Source organism: Dokdonella ginsengisoli, assembly GCF_042652785.1.
Lineage (GTDB): Bacteria > Pseudomonadota > Gammaproteobacteria > Xanthomonadales > Rhodanobacteraceae > Dokdonella_A > Dokdonella_A ginsengisoli.
This window is the reverse complement of sequence record NZ_JBHSHD010000010.1, coordinates 653,348-671,156: the sequence shown is the minus strand read 5'-3', so window position 1 is coordinate 671,156 and position 17,809 is coordinate 653,348. Positions and strand designations below refer to the sequence as shown.

Annotated in this window: 11 protein-coding genes, 1 tRNA gene, 1 pseudogene and 1 riboswitch; of the genes and pseudogenes, 10 read left to right on the top strand and 3 right to left on the bottom strand. The window is 69.2% G+C overall.

Annotated elements, in window-relative coordinates:
• Window position 1: 1 nt before the first annotated feature.
• Window positions 2–877: a KPN_02809 family neutral zinc metallopeptidase gene (ypfJ, locus tag ACFO6Q_RS15205; protein ID WP_380021955.1), complete on the bottom strand. Its 876-nt coding sequence runs from the start codon at window positions 875–877 to the stop codon at window positions 2–4.
• 197 nt (window positions 878–1,074) lie between these two features.
• Here ypfJ and rnt point away from each other — a divergent pair, with 197 nt between their 5' ends.
• From rnt to phoU, 7 genes are all read left to right on the top strand, one after another.
• Complete coding sequence (gene rnt / locus ACFO6Q_RS15200; RefSeq protein WP_380021954.1) at window positions 1,075–1,731, top strand: ribonuclease T; 657 nt, start codon at window positions 1,075–1,077, stop codon at window positions 1,729–1,731.
• Window positions 1,728–2,048, top strand: a complete 321-nt coding sequence (locus tag ACFO6Q_RS15195) for an FmdB family zinc ribbon protein (protein WP_380021953.1) — start codon at window positions 1,728–1,730, stop codon at window positions 2,046–2,048. Before rnt ends, ACFO6Q_RS15195 begins: the two co-directional genes overlap by 4 nt.
• A gap of 174 nt (window positions 2,049–2,222) precedes the next feature.
• Complete coding sequence (gene pstS, locus ACFO6Q_RS15190) at window positions 2,223–3,299, top strand: phosphate ABC transporter substrate-binding protein PstS (RefSeq protein ID WP_380022214.1); 1,077 nt, start codon at window positions 2,223–2,225, stop codon at window positions 3,297–3,299.
• Between the two features lie 168 nt (window positions 3,300–3,467).
• The gene (gene pstC / locus ACFO6Q_RS15185) at window positions 3,468–4,463 is read left to right on the top strand and encodes a phosphate ABC transporter permease subunit PstC (RefSeq protein ID WP_380021952.1); all 996 of its coding nucleotides are present in this window, start codon (window positions 3,468–3,470) and stop codon (window positions 4,461–4,463) included.
• Window positions 4,460–5,353, top strand: coding sequence for a phosphate ABC transporter permease PstA (gene pstA / locus ACFO6Q_RS15180; RefSeq protein WP_380021951.1), 894 nt, complete (start codon window positions 4,460–4,462; stop codon window positions 5,351–5,353). The genes pstC and pstA overlap by 4 nt, the downstream gene beginning before the upstream one ends.
• Window positions 5,346–6,170: a phosphate ABC transporter ATP-binding protein PstB gene (gene pstB, locus ACFO6Q_RS15175; RefSeq protein ID WP_380021950.1), complete on the top strand. Its 825-nt coding sequence runs from the start codon at window positions 5,346–5,348 to the stop codon at window positions 6,168–6,170. The genes pstA and pstB overlap by 8 nt, the downstream gene beginning before the upstream one ends.
• A gap of 134 nt (window positions 6,171–6,304) precedes the next feature.
• Window positions 6,305–7,036: a phosphate signaling complex protein PhoU gene (gene phoU / locus ACFO6Q_RS15170; RefSeq protein ID WP_380021949.1), complete on the top strand. Its 732-nt coding sequence runs from the start codon at window positions 6,305–6,307 to the stop codon at window positions 7,034–7,036.
• Window positions 7,037–7,219: 183 nt separating this feature from the next.
• On the opposite strand, the gene rlmB is transcribed toward phoU, so the two are convergent.
• Window positions 7,220–7,963, bottom strand: coding sequence for a 23S rRNA (guanosine(2251)-2'-O)-methyltransferase RlmB (gene rlmB, locus ACFO6Q_RS15165; protein WP_380021948.1), 744 nt, complete (start codon window positions 7,961–7,963; stop codon window positions 7,220–7,222).
• 80 nt (window positions 7,964–8,043) lie between these two features.
• A pseudogene (gene rnr / locus ACFO6Q_RS15160) lies at window positions 8,044–10,365 on the bottom strand (ribonuclease R); the annotation flags it as partial.
• Window positions 10,366–10,489: 124 nt separating this feature from the next.
• On the opposite strand from rnr, the gene ACFO6Q_RS15155 reads away from it, so the two are divergent.
• The 3 genes from ACFO6Q_RS15155 to gcvP all read left to right on the top strand — a co-directional run bounded on the left by ACFO6Q_RS15155 (window position 10,490) and on the right by gcvP (window position 17,784).
• Window positions 10,490–10,574, top strand: a tRNA-Leu gene (locus ACFO6Q_RS15155).
• A gap of 217 nt (window positions 10,575–10,791) precedes the next feature.
• Window positions 10,792–14,544, top strand: a complete 3,753-nt coding sequence (locus tag ACFO6Q_RS15150; protein WP_380021947.1) for a GEVED domain-containing protein — start codon at window positions 10,792–10,794, stop codon at window positions 14,542–14,544.
• 185 nt (window positions 14,545–14,729) lie between these two features.
• A riboswitch (glycine riboswitch) is annotated at window positions 14,730–14,837 on the top strand.
• Between the two features lie 40 nt (window positions 14,838–14,877).
• On the top strand, window positions 14,878–17,784 hold the full coding sequence (gene gcvP / locus ACFO6Q_RS15145) for an aminomethyl-transferring glycine dehydrogenase (protein WP_380021946.1): 2,907 nt from the start codon (window positions 14,878–14,880) through the stop codon (window positions 17,782–17,784).
• The last annotated feature ends 25 nt before the right edge of the window (window positions 17,785–17,809 follow it).

The following is a 17,809-nucleotide window of genomic DNA, read 5'->3' as shown; positions in this document are numbered from 1 at the left end:
GTCAGAGCTGCGAGGCGGAGAACGTGTCGCAGTTCTTGAGGTCGCCGCTGGAGAGCCCCTGGCGGAACCAGCGCACGCGTTCGGCCGAGCTGCCGTGCGTGAACGAGTCCGGCACCGCGTAGCCGCGCGCGCGCTTCTGCAGCGCGTCGTCGCCGATCTGGTTGGCCGCGTTCAGGGCCGCCTCGACGTCACCGGTCTCCAGCCAGTTCAGCTGCTGCTGCGCATGGTTGGCCCAGACGCCGGCGAAGCAGTCCGCCTGCAACTCCTGGCGCACCGACAGACCGTCGGCGCCCTGCATCGGCGCGCCGCGGCGTGCCTGCTGCTCGACCTGGTCCATCACGCCGATGATGTTCTGGATGTGGTGGCCGACCTCGTGCGCGATCACGTAGGCGCGCGCGAAGTCGCCGGCGGCCTGGAAGCGGTCCTGCATTTCCTGGAAGAAGCCGAGGTCGAGGTAGACCTGGCGGTCGCCCGGACAGTAGAACGGTCCCATCGCCGACGAGGCCGCGCCGCAGGCCGACTGCACGCCGCCGCGGAACAGCACGAGCCGGGGCGCCGGATACTGCTGGCCGCTGGCGCGGAACACCTGGCCCCACACGTCCTCGGTCGAACCGAGCACCTTCTTCACGAACAGGGTCTGCTCGTCGTTGCCGGCCGGAGCGGTCTGCTGCGGCGCTTCCGTGCCGCCGTCGCCGGCCATGTTGCCGAGCAGCTGCAGGATCTCGCCGGGGTTCTTGCCGAACAGCAGGCCGACGATCACCACCAGAATGATGCCGCCGAGGCCGAGCCCGCGGCCGCCGCCGAAACGCGGACCGCCGCCTCCGCCGCCGCCGTCTTCGACCACGTTGTCGCTCGCGCGACCCTTCTGCCAGAGCATCGCTCGTCCCTCGTCCGTCCCGGAAATCCGGCCGGCTCGGACACTACTCTGCGCGGCTCGTCTGCGGCAAGCGGCGCCACGGCCATCGGACCGCAGCGGGCCGCGATCGGTTTGAATTGTTCACATCGACACGCCGCCGGCACCGGCGGCACCCGCGGCCGGCGCCGATTCAGGATGCCTCTTGCTATGCTCAGCGGATGACTAGCTCCTTCAACGCCGCGCGCATGGCGCAGCGCTTCCGCGGCTTCCTGCCGGTCGTCGTCGACGTCGAGACCGGCGGCTTCGATTCCGAACGTCACGCCCTGCTGGAAATCGCGGCGGTCATCGTGCAGATGGACGAGGAAGGCCTGCTGCGCCCCGCGCCGGCCGTATCGACGCACGTCGACGCCTTTCCGGGCTCGGAAATCGACCCGCGCTCGCTCGAGGTGACCGGCATCGACCCCAGCCATCCGTTCCGCGGCGCCCTGCCCGAGCGCGAGGCGCTCGATCACATCTTCAGGCCGATCCGCGCAGCGATGCGCGAGGCCGACTGCCAGCGCGCGATCCTGGTCGGACACAACGCCGCATTCGACCTCGGCTTCCTGAACGCCGCCATCCGCCGCACCGCGCACAAGCGCAGCCCGTTCCACCAGTTCAGCTGTTTCGACACGGTGACACTGGGCGGCCTGGCCTACGGGCAGACCGTGCTGAGCCGCGTGGTCGAGGCCTCCGGGCAGCGCTGGGACGCGCAGGCGGCGCATTCGGCGGTATACGACGCCGAGCGCACGGCGGAACTGTTCTGCAACGTGGTCAACCGCTGGAAACAGATGGACGACTACTTCCACGCCAACGTCGCCGCGACCGCCGGCGCTTGAACCTGCGCCGCGTCGAGCGCATCTTCGCGACCATGCCGATCTACGAATACGCCGCCAGCACCCCGCGCTCCTGTCCCACCTGCAGCGCGGGCTTCGAACGCCTGCAGAAGCTGGCCGACACGCCGCTGGACGCCTGCCCCGACTGCGGCGCTCCGGTGCACCGCGTGCTCAGCGCGCCGCAGGTCGTCGCCGGACAGGGACACGTGCTGCGCGAGAGCCACATCGCCAAGCACGGCTTCACGCAGTACCGCCGGGTCGGCAAGGGCAAGTACGAGAAGACCGCCGGCAAGGGGCCGGACACCATCAGTGGCGACTGAAACCTTTCGTTGCCGTCATATTGCAGCGACCCGGGCCGCCCCGATAAGTGACTGATACGTCACGGTTCGGGCCGGACGAATCGGCGGCGCCAGGCGTCGATGAAACATTACTGAAATAAAAGTCTCATCGTTTCGCAATCTCGCGGGCCTACAAAGCGCGGAGCCGGCCGGAGCCTGAACGGGTTCACGTGCCGCCTTCGCTTTCCCACTGCTTTGAGGAGTCTTCGCGTGCTCACCTCGATCAAGACCCGCTTCGTCGCCGTTGGTCTGGCGACCGTCCTCGGGGCCGCCTCCGCGCAGGCCGCCGACATCACCGGCGCCGGTGCCACCTTCATCTATCCGATCCTGTCGAAGTGGTCGGACAGCTACAACAATGCCACCGGCAACAAGATCAACTACCAGTCGATCGGCTCGGGTGGCGGCATCACGCAGATCAAGGCCGGTACCGTCTCGTTCGGTTCGTCCGACAAGCCGCTGACGCCGCAGGAGCTCGACGACGCGGGCCTGGCGCAGTTCCCGTCGGTGATCGGCGGCGTGGTGCCGGTGATCAACGTCGAAGGCATCGACGCCGGCAAGCTGAAGTTCACCGGCCCGCTGCTCGCCGACATCTACCAGGGCAAGATCAAGAAGTGGAACGATCCGGCGATCGCGCAGGTCAATCCGGGCGTCACGCTGGCCGATGCGAACATCACGGTCGTGCATCGCTCCGACGGTTCGGGCACCACGTTCAACTTCACCAACTACCTGTCCAAGGTTTCGCCGGACTGGAAGTCCAAGGCCGGTGAAGGCACCACGGTGTCGTGGCCGGTCGGCGTCGGCGGCAAGGGCAACGAAGGCGTCGCCGCGTACGTCAAGCAGATCAAGGGCTCGATCGGCTACGTCGAACTCGCCTACGCGCTGCAGAACAAGATGACCTACACCGCGCTGCAGAATTCGGCCGGCCAGTTCGTGCAGCCGAGCCTGGCCGCCTTCCAGGCCGCCGCCGCCAGCGCCGACTGGAAGAACGCGCAGGACTTCAACCTCGTCATCACCAACGCGCCGGGCGAGAACTCCTGGCCGATCACCGCGACCAACTTCATCCTGGTCTACAAGCAGCCGAAGGATTCGGCCGCGGCCAAGTCGGTGCTCGACTTCTTCAAGTGGGCCTACGAGAACGGCGGCAAGCAGGCCGAGGAACTGGACTACGTGCCGCTGCCCAAGTCCCTGGTCGAGCAGATCGAAGCCTACTGGCAGGCCCAGATCAAGCTCTGAGTGTGAATTGACGAACGGCGGACCGGCAACGGCCGCCGTTCGGCTTTCGACGGGGAGACATCGCGGCCGGCCGGCGCACACCCGCGCTCGCCGGCCTCGGGACGAACACCGGCCCGACCGCGCTCCCCTCCTTTCCGCCGCGACTCTCCCGCTCACGGAATCCCCCGCATGTCCGCCCAATCCCACGCCGTCGGCACCGCGCTGCCGGCCGCCGTCATCGACGCGAGCCGACGCGCCGAGCGCGACGCCCGCGCCGACAAGCTGTTCCGCGGCCTGCTCGCCGCAGCGGGCATCTTCGTCCTGCTCACCCTGATCGGCATCGCGCTGTCGATGCTGTGGGGCGGACGCGAAGCCCTGGCCGAATTCGGCATCGGCTTCTTCTTCTCGGCCGAGTGGGACCCGGTCAACCACAAGTTCGGTGCGCTGATCCCGATCTACGGCACGCTGGTCAGCGCGCTCATCGCGATGCTGATCGCGGTGCCGGTCAGTTTCGGCATCGCGCTGTTCCTGACCGAGATCGCGCCGACCTGGATGCGCGGCCCGGTCAGCTCGGCGATCGAGCTGCTCGCCGGCATCCCCTCGATCATCTACGGCATGTGGGGCCTGTTCGTGTTCGTGCCGCTGGTCGGCGAACACGTCGCGCCGTGGCTCAACGACACCCTCGGCAGCTGGCCGCTGATCGGCCCGCTGTTCACCGGTCCGCCGCTGGGCATCGGCATGCTCACCGCCGGCTTCGTGCTCGCGATCATGGTGATCCCGTTCATCTCCTCGGTCATGCGCGAGGTGTTCCTGACCGTGCCCACGCGCCTGAAGGAATCGGCCTACGCGCTCGGCTCGACCAAGTGGGAGGTGGTCTGGGACATCGTGCTGCCGTACACGCGCACGGCGGTGGTCGGCGGCGTGTTCCTCGGCTTCGGCCGCGCGCTCGGCGAGACGATGGCCGTCGCCTACCTGGTCGGCAACTCGGTCAAGTTCACGCCCTCGCTGCTGGAACCGAGCACCACGATCGCCGCCTTAATCGCCAACGACTTCAACGAGTCGACCGGCCTGCACCGCTCCTCGCTGCTGCTGCTCGGCTTCGTCCTGTTCCTCGTCACCTTCGTCGTGCTGGCCGCCGCCCGCCTGATGCTGCTGCGCCTGTCGCGCAAGGAAGGCAACGCATGAATTCCGTCGTCGCAACTTCCGATTCCGCCGCCCGGGCGGTCGAACGCCGGCTGTACCTGCGCCGCAATCTCGTCAACCGCGTCGCGCTGGTGCTCGGCTGCGCCGCGGCGGTGTTCGGCCTGGTGTTCCTGTTCTGGATCCTGTGGACGACGCTCAGCTACGGCCTGAAGGGCGTCAACCTCGACCTGTTCACCAAGATGACACCCGCGCCGATGGCCGTCGGCGGCCTGCTCAACGCGTTCTTCGGCAGCGCGGTGATCTGCCTGATCGCGATCGTGATCGGCTCGCTGTTCGGCGTCGCCGCCGGCACCTGGCTGGCCGAGTTCGCCGGCGCCAAGCGCATCGGCACGGTCACGCGCTTCATCAACGACATCCTGATCTCGGCGCCGTCGATCGTCATCGGCCTGTTCGTCGCGATCGTCATCGTGATGCAGTTCAAGCAGTACTCGGCGCTGGCCGGCGCGATCGCGCTCGCCCTGCTGGTGATTCCGGTGGTGGTGCGCACCACCGACGAAATGCTGCGCCTGGTGCCGAGCCAGATGCGCGAGGCCGCGCTTTCGCTCGGCGTGCCGCAGTGGAAGGTCACCGTGCAGGTGCTCTACCGCGCCGCCCTGCCCGGCATCGTCACCGGCATCCTGCTGGCGCTCGCCCGCATCACCGGCGAGACCGCGCCGCTGCTGTTCACCGCCTTCGGCAACCAGTACTGGAGCACCGACCTGCTCAAGCCGATGGCCAGCGTGCCGGTGGTGATGTACCAGTTCGTCGGCAGCCCGTACGAATCGTGGCAGACGCTGGCCTGGGCCGGCGCACTCGTGCTCACGATGTTCGTGCTTCTTCTCAGCCTGCTCGCCCGCGCCATCCTGCTCAGGAACAAGACCAGCCATGACTGACGCCCGCCTCGCCATCGCCACGCCGACCGTCGGCGCCACCGGCCGCGAGGTCGCGCCGGCCGGCGCGACCAAGATGGCCGCCCGCAACCTGAACTTCTTCTACAACGGCTTCCACGCGCTGAAGGACGTCAACTTCAACATCGCCGAGAAGCGCGTCACCGCGCTGATCGGGCCGTCCGGCTGCGGCAAGTCGACCCTGCTGCGCATCTTCAACCGCATCTACTCGATCTATCCCAAGCTCGAGGCCAAGGGCGAGGTGCTGCTGGACGGCGAGAACATCCTCGACCCGAAGTTCCCGCTGAACCGGCTGCGCTCGAAGGTCGGCATGGTGTTCCAGAAGCCGGTGCCGTTCCCGATGTCGATCTACGACAACATCGCCTACGCGATCCGTCACTACGAAAAGCTCTCGCGCGCCGAGATGGACGCGCGCGTCGAGCTGGCGCTGACGCAGGGCGCGCTGTGGGGCGAGGTGAAGGACAAGCTCAAGCAGAGCGCGCTGGGCCTGTCCGGCGGCCAGCAGCAGCGCCTGTGCATCGCCCGCGCGATCGCGCTGCGTCCGGAAGTGATCCTGCTCGACGAACCGACCTCGGCGCTCGACCCGATCGCCACCGGCAAGATCGAGCAGCTGATCTCCGAGCTGAAGGACCACTACACGATCGCGATCGTGACGCACAACATGCAGCAGGCCGCGCGCTGCTCGGACTTCACCGCCTTCATGTACCTGGGCGAGCTGGTCGAGTTCGGCGCCACCGAGACGCTGTTCACCAAGCCGACCAAGAAGCAGACCGAGGACTACATCACCGGCCGGTTCGGCTGATCCCGCGGCCGCCTCTCCCACGCCCGGGAGAGGAGCAGCGGGAGGAATACCCCAATCGCTACTGCGCCTTCCCTCACCCGCCCTGCGGGCGACCTCTCCCGCCGACGGGAGAGGTGGACAGCGAGACCAACGACATGAACGCAAACGCCCCGACCAGCGAACACATCGTCAAGAGCTACGACGAGGAACTGCACCGCCTGACCGGCGAAATCCAGCGCATGGGCGAGATCGCGCTCGCGCAGCTCGACGCGGCGATCGACGCCGTGCTCGAGCGCGACAGCGACTCCGCGCGCAAGGTGGTGCAGTCCGATGCGGCGATCGACACGCTCGAGCACGACGTCAGCCACGACGTGGTGCGCCTGCTCGCGCTGCGCCAGCCGATGGCGCGCGACCTGCGCGAGATCCTCGCCGCGCTGCGCATCGCCGCCGACATCGAGCGCATCGGCGACTACGCCGCCAACGTGGCCAAGCGTTCGATCGTGCTCAACCAGTCCGCGCCGGTGCAGCTCGCCTACGCGCTGCCGCGCCTGGCGCGCCTGGCCGAGAACCTGGTGCGCGAAGTGCTCGCCGCCTACCGCGAGAACGACGCCGATCGCGCGCTCGAGGCCTGGACGCGCGACGAGGAACTGGACGAGCAGTACACCGGCCTGTTCCGCGAGCTGCTGACCTACATGATGGAAGACCCGCGCAACATCACGCCGTGCACGCACCTGCTGTTCATGGCGAAGAACCTCGAGCGCATCGGCGACCACGCCACGAACATCGCCGAGAACGTCTACTTCCTCGTCCACGGCACGCAGATCGCGCAGACGCGCCGCAAGGGCGACGCCACCTCCAGCCTGTCCACGATCGACGATCCGCGCTGACGCGGACCGTCGATCCGGCGCGCGTCACTGCGAAACATCGAGACCGCGGCCCTCGTCCCGGCGGATGTCTGCTGCGTGCATGAGGTCCGGTGCTTGGAGTGATGACTCCATGATCGCCGGAAGCCGGGAAACGGGGTTAACGGCCGCACCGACGCGGCCGGACCGGCGCCAATCGCGCCTGTGTCACCCGGCCTGACGCTGCCGCAGCGCCTCGAACAGCACGATACCGGTGGCCACCGACACGTTGAGGCTCTCGACCTGGCCGCGCATCGGAATGCGCGCGAGGAAATCGCAGGCCTCGCGGGTCAGGCGGCGCAGCCCCTCGCCTTCGCTGCCGAGCACCAGCGCGATCGGGCCGGTCAGATCGATCGCGTGGATCGACGGTTCGGTCTCGCCGACCAGACCGACCAGCCAGACGCCGGCGTCCTTGAGCGTCTTCAGCGTGCGGGCGAGATTGGTCGCCGCGACGATCGGCACGCGATCGGCCGCGCCGGCCGACGCGCGGCGCACGGTCGGCGTCACGCCGACGGCGCGGTCCTTGGGCACCACCACGGCGGTGACGCCGGCCGCTTCGGCGCTGCGCAGGCAGGCGCCGAAGTTGTGCGGATCGGTGACGCCGTCGAGCACCAGGAACAGCGCCTCGCGGCCGGACTTGTCGGCCAGCTCCGCCAGCGACGATTCGGGCAGCGCCGCCGGCGCGTGGTAGCGCGCGACCACGCCCTGGTGCCGCGCACCGCCGGTCATGCGGTCGAGCGCGGCGCGATCGCGCGCGTGCGGCTTCACGCCGAGTTCGCGCGCACGCTCGCCCAGCTCCTTCACGCGCGCGTTCTGCGTACCGGTCTCGATGTACAGCTCGACGAGGTTGCCCACGTCGTGGTTCAGCGCAGCCTCGACCGCGTGGATGCCGATCAGGAGTTCGTTGCTCATGGGGCTGAGGGCTGAGGGCTAAGGGCGGCGATTCTATGCGAGCGCGACAAGAATAGGGTCTTTCCGACCCTCGGCCCTCAGCCCTTCGTCGGAACCAGGCGGAAGTCGATCTTGCGGTCCTCCAGGCTCGCGCGCAGCACCTGCACGCGCACGGCGTCGCCGAGGCGGAACTTCAGGCCGCGGCGCTCGCCGGCGAGCAGGCGCCGCGTCGCGTCGAAGTGGTAGTAGTCGTTGGGCAGCTGGCTGATGTGCACCAGGCCGTTGATCTTCGACTCGGCCAGCTCGACGAACAGGCCGAACGAGGCCACGCCCGAGACGATGCCGTCGAACTCGCTGCCGACGTGCTTCTCCATCCAGGCGCACTTGTAGCGCTCGTCGACGTCGCGCTCGGCCTCGTCGGCGCGGCGCTCGTTGTGCGAGCAGTGCACGCACAGGCTGGCCATCGTGCTCGGGCTGTACTCGTAGCCGGCCGGCTTGCCGCCGCCGAGCGCGTAGCGGATGGCGCGATGAACGAGCAGGTCCGGATAGCGCCGGATCGGCGAGGTGAAGTGCGTGTAGGACTCCAGGCCCAGGCCGAAGTGGCCGGGGTCGCTGGACTGGTACACCGCCAGGCTCTGCGAGCGCAGCAGCACCGATTCGATCAGGCTCGCGTCCGGGCGCTTGCGCACCTTCTTCAGCAGCGCCGAGAAGTCGCCGGGCGTGACCTGGTCGTGCGGCGGCAGGCTCAGCTTGAACTCGCGCAGGAACTCGAGCAGGTCCTCGTACTTGGACGCCGGCGGCGGCGCGTGCACGCGGTACGGCGTGGGGATGTGCCGCTTCTGCAGGAACTTCGCCGCCTCGACGTTGGCCGCGATCATGCATTCCTCGATCAGCTTGTGCGCGTCGTTGCGCTCGTAGGCGCCCATCTGCACGACCTCGCCGTTCGGACCGAGCCGGAACGACACTTCGCTGCTCTCGAAATCGATCGCGCCGCGGCGCTGGCGCGCCTTCGCCAGCAGCTTGTACAGCCGGTGCAGGTGCTTGAGCTGCGGCATCACGCCGGCCAGCTCGCCGCGCGCGTCGGCGTTCTTCTCGCCGATCGCCTGCCACACGCGCGTGTAGGTCAGGCGCGCGTGCGAGCGGATCACCGCCGGATAGAACTTCGAGCGCGCGACCTCGCCTTCCTCGTCGACCTGCATCTCGCAGACCATGGCCAGGCGTTCGACCTTCGGATTGAGCGAGCAGATGCCGTTGGACAGCGTCTCCGGCAGCATCGGCACGACGAAGCCGGGGAAGTAGACCGACGTCGCGCGGTTGTAGGCTTCCTCGTCGAGCGGCGTGCCGGGCCGCACGTAGTGCGAGACGTCGGCGATCGCCACGATCAGCCGGAAGCCGTTCGCGTTCGGCTCGGCGTAGACGGCGTCGTCGAAATCGCGCGCGTCCTCGCCGTCGATCGTGACCAGCGGCGTGTCGCGCAGGTCGACGCGGCCCTTGATCTCGGCCGGCGACACTTCCGGTGCGACGTTGGCGGCGTCGCGCAGCACCGTGGCCGGCCATTCGTGCGGCAGGTCGTGGCTGGCGATCGCCATCTCCACCACCAGCGACGGCGTCAGGCGCTCGCCGAGCACGGCGAGCACGCGCCCCATCGGGCCGCGCTGCGCGGTCGGCTGCTCGGTGATCTCGACGATCACGATCTGGCCGGAACGCGCGCCGCGCTCCTTGCCAGGCGTGATCAGGATGTCCTGGTGCAGGCGGCGGTCGTCCGGCGTGACCAGTACCAACCCGTTCTCCTCGACGACGCGGCCGACCAGTCGCGGCGAGCGGCGTTCGAGGATCTCGACGACGGCGCCCTGGCGGCGTCCGCGGCGGTCGACGCCGACCACGCTGGCGAGCACGCGGTCGCCGTGCAGCACCTTGCGCATCTCGGCCGGCGACAGGTACAGGTCCTCGCCGCCCTCGTCCGGGCGCAGGAAACCGTAGCCTTCGGCATTGGCCAGCACCGAGCCGGGGATCAGATCGAGCTTGCTGGCGACGCCGTAGCCGCCGCGGCGGTTCTGGATCAGCTGGCCGTCGCGCAGCATCGCCGCGAGGCGGCGCGTGAGCGCCTCGAAGTCCGGCGGCGCGGTCAGCTGCAGCGCGCGCGCGACCGCCTCGACCGTCATCAGTTCGCCGCGCTCCTCCAGCAGCGCGATGATCGCTTCGCGGCTGGCGATCGGTCGTTCGTAGCGGCTCGCCTCACGGTCGGCGTAGGGATCACGGATCGCCGGGGCGGCGGCCTTGCCGCGCTTGGCCGCCGGCGCCGGCGAGGCCGGCGGCTGCGGCAGCCAGCCTGGCAGGGACTTGCGCTTGCCGACGCGCTGGCCGGGGCCGCGCGGCTTGCGTTCGGAGGCCGAACGCGAGGGCGTATTCTTTCTTCTTTTCAAGGTCGTTCCTTCGTTGTCGCCGGCAGCGTCGCCGAGCGGGAAGCGGATTGCAAGCTCGATTCGTTGACAGTACTGGGCGAGGCCAGTATTGTTCGCGCCCCCGGACGGCCCTGCCGACGGGAAGGCCCAGGTGGCGGAATTGGTAGACGCACTAGTTTCAGGTACTAGCGGGTAAAACCGTGGAGGTTCGAGTCCTCTCCTGGGCACCAAGATTCGACGCGCAGCCCGACCGCAACGGTCGCTGCGCGGATCAAGGCGATCGGTACGGATCGCCGTCGCAACGAGAACCCGCCTGACGGCGGGTTTTTCGTTTTCGCCGCCGGTGTAGGATCGGCGCGCAGGTTCCCGCTCGGGGTGAGCATCCAGGGAACCGCCCGTGGCGAAGACCACGGTACGTTGCCGATACTCTTGGGGAGTTTGATCTCGATGAAATCCGTTTCCCGCATCCGCCCGGGCGCCTTCGCGCGTGGTCCGGGCCAGTGGCTGTTTCGCGCCGCGGCCGCGGCGCTGTTGGCCGGCCTGTGTTCCTCGCCGCTCCTGGCGATCCAGCCGGTCGAGCCGGACCAGGGCCTGCACACCAAACTGTCGCGGCCTTTCATTGCGCCCGAATTGCAGGTGCAGCCGGACCTGGCGCCGAGCCTGCAGCTCGCCGCCGGCGCCTACGTGCCGATGAAGAACGGCGTCGGCACATTCCTGCAGCGCCAGGGCGGCAATTGGGAACTGCGCTGGGATCGTCGCTCGGACCGGCCGAACCTGATCCAGGGCAGCGGCGTCCCGCTGCTGCCGGGCAAGGGCAACTCGCTGACCGCGACCGGCCTGGGCCTGGCCGCCGATGCGGCGATCGACCTCGCCGTGGTCGAGACCAGGCTGCGCGACTTCATCGCCGCGAACGACGACCTGCTGCAGACGCGCGATCTCCAGTTCCGCCTCGATCCGGCTTCCAGCACGGCCTACGGCAGCGGCGACACGCACTGGTTCGTCGAGTTCGCGCAGTACGCCGGCGGCGTGCGCGTGGACCGCGCGAATCTTTTCTTCCGCATTTCGCACGGCAACATCGTGCAGTTCGGCGAGGAGCTGGTCGCTCCGGTGGCGATCGACACGCGGCCGTCGGTCGCGCGCACCGACGCGTTCGACGCCGCCTGGCGCGAACTGGCCTTCCCCGCCGGCACGCAGATCGTGGAGACGCGCGAGCCCGGCGAGCTGGTGCTGCTGCCGGTGGCGCTCAGCGGCGAGCAGCGCGGCGAGACCTACGCCGGCCCGACCGGCGCCGGCTACGCGCATCGCCTGGCCTGGCGCTTCGTGTTCCGCATCGACGGCGACGACGCCACTTACGAGGTGCTGTTCGACGCGCACGCCGGCTCGGTCATCGAGGTGCGCAACCTCGCCGCCTACGCCGACGCCACCGTCAGCGGCGGCATCTACCCGACCACCAACACCGATCCGGAAGTGGTCAGGCCGATGCCGTTCGCCGCGGTCAGCAACGGCGGCGCCAAGGTCACCGACGTACTCGGCATCTACGACTACAGCGGCGGCAGCGCCTCCACCGCGCTCGACGGCAAGTACTTCCGCATGAGCGACAACTGCGGCGCGATCTCGCTGTCCAGTTCCACCGACGGCAACCTCGCGCTCGGCAGCAGCGGCGGCACCGACTGCACCACGCCGGGCGTCGGCGGCGCCGGCAACACGCACGCCTCGCGCACCGGCTTCTACCACCTGACCAACATCAACCGGAAGGCGGTGCTGTACCACCCGGGCAACAGCTGGCTGGCGAGCAAGGTCACGGCGAACATGAACGTCGACGACCAGTGCAACGCCGGCTGGGACGGCTCGACGGTGAACTTCTTCAAGTCCGGCGGCGGCTGCTCCAACACCGGCGAAATCGCCGCGGTGTTCCTGCACGAGTGGGGCCACGGCATGGACACCAACACCGGCGGCGCCGCCAGCGAGAACGGCAGCGGCGAAGCGGTCGGCGACACCTTCGCCTTCCTGGAAACGAAGGACGCCTGCATCGGCAAGAACTTCAAGCCCGGCGTTCCGTGCGCCAACTGCGAGGCCACCTGCACCGGCGTGCGCGACCTCGGCGCGTTCAGCACGCACGGCGCCTCGACCATCGCCAAGCCGTCCACAATCGTCGACAACGGCGGCCCGAACTGCGACCGCTGGGCCTGCCCCTACCTGCAGTTCGGCATCTTCCCGTACCAGGGACCGATGGGCTACGAGGGCCACTGCGAGAGCTACATCGCAGGTTCGGCGAACTGGGACCTGACCCAGGCCCTGATCGAGAAATTCGGCGAGAGCGAAGGCTGGCAGGAAATGGACCGCATCTGGTACGGCTCGCTGGTGCCGTCCAAGAGCGCCTACCGCGTCACCTCCGGCGGCCAGTGCAACGTCGCAGCGCAGGTCGACGGCTGCGGCTCGAACAACTGGTACACGGTCTACCTCGCGGCCGACGACGACGACGGCAACCTCGCCAACGGCACGCCGAACGCCTGCCGCATCTGGGACGCCTTCAACGCGCACGGCATCGCCTGCGGCACGCGCCCGGTCTGCTCGGCCGACTCGGCCGACTTCTCGCTGACCGTGCAGAACTCCTCGCAGGCCAGCTGCGCGCCGGGCACCGCGAACTACACGATCGACATCGGTTCGCAGATGGGCTTCGCCAACCCGGTCACGCTGAGCGCGAGCGGCACGCCGTCCGGCGTCAGCGCGAGCTTCACGCCGAATCCGGCGCTGCCCGGCACCAGCGCCACGCTGTCGCTGACCGCCAGCGGCAGCGCCGCCGCCGGCTCGTCGACGATCACCATCGACGGCGCGGCCAGCGGCAGCCCCGGACATTCGGCGGCCGTGCAGCTGCAGCTGAGCAGCGGCACGCCGGCCACGCCGGCGCTGACGGCTCCGGCCGACGGCACCACCGGCACCGCGCGCCAGCCGGTGTTCACCTGGGCCAGCGATCCGGCCGCGGTCGGCTACACCGTCGAGGTGGCGACCGATTCGGGCTTCACGGCGATCATCGCCAGCGGCACGCCGACCGCGGCGACCTGGACGCCAGCCGCGCCGCTGCAGCCGTTGACGACCTACTACTGGCGCGTGAAGGCCAACAGCCCCTGCGGCGACAGCGCCAGCTCGCCGGTGTTCACCTTCACCACCGGCGTGACCTTCCCCGAGCCGTACTGCAGCGTGGGCTTCTCCAACGCGGTCGAGCCGATCACGCGCGTGGTGCTGGGCGGCATCGACAACCCCAGCAGCGCGACGGTCGACGGCTCGCCGGCGCTGGAGGACTTCACCGCGATCATCGGCAACGTCGTGCCCGGCGCCAGCGCCGCGATCGCCGTCGAAGGCAACACCGCCGGCGACTACACGACCTACATCTCCGCCTACGTCGACTGGAACCGCAACGGCAGCTTCGACAGCGGCGAGGGCTACAACATCGGCTCGATCGCCAATTCCACCGGCCTCGACGGCAAGCAGGCGACCGGCACGCTTCCCGTCCCGGCCGGTGCGCAGACCGGAAACACGCGCCTGCGCGTGATCAAGAAGTACTCCAGCTCGCCGAGCTATCCGACCGCGTGCAACACCGACGGCTGGGGCCAGGCCGAGGACTACACGATCACCGTCGGCGGCGGCACTCCGACCTACACCGTCGGCGGCAGCGTCGGCGGCCTCGGCGGCAGCGGACTGGTCCTGTCGCTCAACGCCGGCGCGCAGACCCTGCCGGTGAACGCGAATGGTGCGTTCGCCTTCCCGACCGGACTGGCGAGCGGTGCCGCGTACGAGGTCGTCGTCGGTACCCAGCCCGCCGGACAGGCCTGCAGCGTGGCCAACGGCAGCGGCACGATCGGCGCGGCGAACGTCACCGACGTCGCGGTGACCTGCACGGCGAAGTCGAGCTACACCGTCGGCGGCAGCGTCAGCGGCCTGCTCGAAAGCGGCCTCGTGCTCAAGCTCAACGACGGCGCCGGGCTGGCGGTCGACGCGGACGGGCCGTTCGCCTTCCCCGACCACCTGTCCGACGGCGCCAGCTATGCGGTAGCGATCGCCGCGCAGCCGCCCGGCCACGACTGTTCGATCGCCAACGGCAGCGGCGCCATCGCCGCGGCCGACGTGACCGACGTCGCCGTGACCTGCTCGTTCGACCGCATCTTCGCCGACGGCTTCGAGGCGGCCGCGCCGACGCGGTAGGCGCCATGCGCGGTCCGGCTCGCACGAGCCGGACCGCTGCGCACGTTCCGGGCCGCCGGCCGGCGGCCCGGTCATGGCCGCTCCTGGCAGGTTATAATCGGCGCTTGATGCACGCCCCGGGAGAAGCGGCCCCGCCGCTGCCGAAGGCGCAACGCCCGTAATCGCTCAGGCTCCAGACCGGCGCGTGCACACACTCTGGAGAGACCGTCGGCGCCGAAGGCGCACGTCGGCGCCGAAGGGGCAAGAAGCGCGAGCGCTTCCAAACTCTCAGGCAAAAGGACAGAGGGGCGCCCGCGTGCGGCTTCGCACGTCCTCCGCATTCCGGACGCCTCCATGACCCACAACGCCTCGCCTTCGCTGCGCGCTCCCAGCCTGCTCGAACTGGAGCACCATTCCGCCTTCGTCGAACGCCACGTCGGCCCGAACGACGCCGAGATCGCGCAGATGCTGCGCGCGGTCGGCTACGACTCGCTCGACGCGATGACCGACGCGATCGTGCCCGCCTCGATCAAGTCGCAGGCGCCGCTGGCCCTGCCCGCCTCGACCACCGAGGTCGAGGCGCTGGCGAAGATCCGCGCGATCGCCGGCAAGAACGACGTCTTCCGCAGCTTCATCGGCCAGGGCTACTACGGCACGCACACGCCGAACGTCATCCTGCGCAACATCCTCGAGAACCCGGCCTGGTACACGGCCTACACGCCGTACCAGGCGGAAATCTCGCAGGGCCGCATGGAAGCGCTGATCAACTTCCAGACGATGGTCGCCGACCTCACCGGCATGGAGATCGCCAACGCCTCCCTGCTCGACGAGGCGACCGCCGCCGCCGAGGCGATGACCCTGGCCAAGCGTTCGTCGAAGTCGAAGTCCAGCACGTTCTTCGTCGCCGACAACGTGCACCCGCAGACGCTGGAAGTGCTGCGTACGCGCGCCGAGCCGCTCGGCATCGCGCTGCAAATCGGCGCCGACGTCGAGGCAGGCACTGTCGACGCGTTCGGCGCGCTGCTGCAGTACCCCGACACCTTCGGCGGCGTGCGCGACTACCAGGCCGTGGCCGACGCGGTGCACGCGCGCGGCGGCATCCTGGCGGTGGCCAGCGACCTGCTCGCCCTGACCCTGCTGAAGGCGCCGGGCGAGTTCGGCGCCGACATCGTGATCGGCAATTCGCAGCGCTTCGGCGTGCCGTTCGGCTTCGGCGGTCCGCACGCCGGCTTCATGGCCTGCCGCGACGCCTACAAGCGCTCGATGCCCGGCCGCCTGATCGGCGTCTCGATCGACACCGAGGGCAAGCCGGCCTATCGCCTGACCCTGCAGACGCGCGAGCAGCACATCCGCCGCGAGAAGGCGACCTCGAACATCTGCACCGCGCAGGTGCTGCTCGCGGTGATGGCCTCGATGTACGCGGTCTACCACGGCCCGGACGGCCTGGCGCGCATCGCGCGCCGCACGCACCGCCTGGCGGCGATCCTCGCCGGCGCGCTGCGCGACGCCGGCCTGCAGGTGAGCGAAGGCTTCTTCGACACGCTGCGCGTCAGCGGCGTCGACGCGGCCCAGGTGCACCTGTACGCCAGCCACGAGCGCGTCAACCTGCGCCACGTCGACGCGTCGAGCGTCGGCATCAGCCTCGACGAGACGACCACGCGCGCCGACCTCGTGGCGATCGCACGCGCCTTCGGCGTGGCGATCCACGACGTCGACGCGCTCGACGCGGACACGCCCGACGCGCTGCCGGCAGCGCTGCGGCGGCAGTCGGCGTTCCTGCAGCACCCGGTGTTCAACACGCACCACAGCGAGCACGAGCTGCTGCGCTACATGCGCTCGCTCGCCGACAAGGATCTGGCGATGGACCGCACGATGATCCCGCTCGGCTCGTGCACGATGAAGCTCAACGCCACGGCCGAGATGATCCCGGTCACCTGGCCGGAGTTCGCCGCGATCCATCCGCTGGTGCCGCACCGCCAGGCGCAGGGCTACAAGGAGCTGGTCGAGGGCCTGGAGGCGATGCTGGTGGAGATCACCGGCTACGACGCGGTCAGCCTGCAGCCGAACTCCGGCGCGCAGGGCGAGTACGCCGGCCTGCTGGCGATCCGCGCCTACCACCAGTCGCGCGGCGAGAGCCATCGCGACATCTGCCTGATCCCCGAATCGGCGCACGGCACCAATCCCGCCTCGGCGCAGATGTGCGGCATGAGCGTGGTGGTGACCAAGTGCGACGCCAACGGCAACGTCGACGTCGAGGACATCCGCCGCGCCGCCGAGAAGCACTCCGACCGCCTCGCCGCGATCATGATGACCTACCCGTCCACGCACGGCGTGTTCGAGGAGGACGTGGTCGAGATCTGCGAGATCGTGCACCGGCACGGCGGCCAGGTGTACACCGACGGCGCCAACATGAACGCGCTGGTCGGCCTGGCCAAGCCGGGCAAGTGGGGCTCGGACGTGTCGCACCTGAACCTGCACAAGACCTTCTGCATCCCGCACGGCGGCGGCGGCCCCGGCGTCGGTCCGTGCGCGGTGAAATCGCACCTCGCCCCGTTCCTGCCGAAGGCGTTCGGCAACGACGGCGTGCGCACGCCGGGCACCGGCGGCGGCGCGATGGTCAGCGCGGCGAGCTTCGGCAGCGCCTCGATCCTGCCGATCAGCTGGATGTACGTCACCCTGATGGGCGAGGCCGGCCTGCGCAAGGCGACCCAGGTCGCGATGCTCAACGCCAACTACATCGCCAAGCGCCTCGCGCCGCACTACGAGACGCTCTACACCGGCCGCAACGGACTGGTCGCGCACGAGTGCATCCTCGACCTGCGCCCGCTCAAGGACGCCACCGGCATCAGCGCCGAGGACGTGGCCAAGCGCCTGATCGACTTCGGCTTCCATGCGCCGACCCTGAGCTTCCCGGTCGCCGGCACCTTGATGGTGGAGCCGACCGAGAGCGAATCGCTGCACGAGCTGGACCGTTTCGTCGACGCGATGATCCAGATCCGCGAGGAGATCCGCGCGGTCGAGGACGGCCGCCTGGACCGCGAGGACAACCCGCTCAAGCATGCGCCGCACACCGCGAGCCAGGTCAGCGCCAGCGAATGGACGCGCGCCTACCCGCGCGAACTGGCCGCCTTCCCGCTGCCGTCGCTCAAACTGCAGAAGTACTGGCCGCCGGTGTCGCGCGTGGACAACGTCTACGGCGACAAGAACGTCATGTGCGCCTGCATTCCGATCGACGCGTACAAGGAAGAAGCCGAAGCCTGAGGCCGGATCCCGGCGCCGCAGGACA

What these genes read in the sequence shown, in the direction of transcription:
- phoU (WP_380021949.1), top strand. Translation starts at nt 6,305, where the DNA reads ATGAACGCAAACGCCCCGACCAGCGAACACATCGTCAAGAGCTACGAC.
- gcvP (WP_380021946.1), top strand. Translation starts at nt 14,878, where the DNA reads ATGACCCACAACGCCTCGCCTTCGCTGCGCGCTCCCAGCCTGCTCGAA.
- ACFO6Q_RS15150 (WP_380021947.1), top strand. Translation starts at nt 10,792, where the DNA reads ATGAAATCCGTTTCCCGCATCCGCCCGGGCGCCTTCGCGCGTGGTCCG.
- rnt (WP_380021954.1), top strand. Translation starts at nt 1,075, where the DNA reads ATGACTAGCTCCTTCAACGCCGCGCGCATGGCGCAGCGCTTCCGCGGC.
- rlmB (WP_380021948.1), bottom strand. Translation starts at nt 7,963, where the DNA reads ATGAGCAACGAACTCCTGATCGGCATCCACGCGGTCGAGGCTGCGCTG.
- pstB (WP_380021950.1), top strand. Translation starts at nt 5,346, where the DNA reads ATGACTGACGCCCGCCTCGCCATCGCCACGCCGACCGTCGGCGCCACC.
- pstC (WP_380021952.1), top strand. Translation starts at nt 3,468, where the DNA reads ATGTCCGCCCAATCCCACGCCGTCGGCACCGCGCTGCCGGCCGCCGTC.
- ypfJ (WP_380021955.1), bottom strand. Translation starts at nt 877, where the DNA reads ATGCTCTGGCAGAAGGGTCGCGCGAGCGACAACGTGGTCGAAGACGGC.
- pstA (WP_380021951.1), top strand. Translation starts at nt 4,460, where the DNA reads ATGAATTCCGTCGTCGCAACTTCCGATTCCGCCGCCCGGGCGGTCGAA.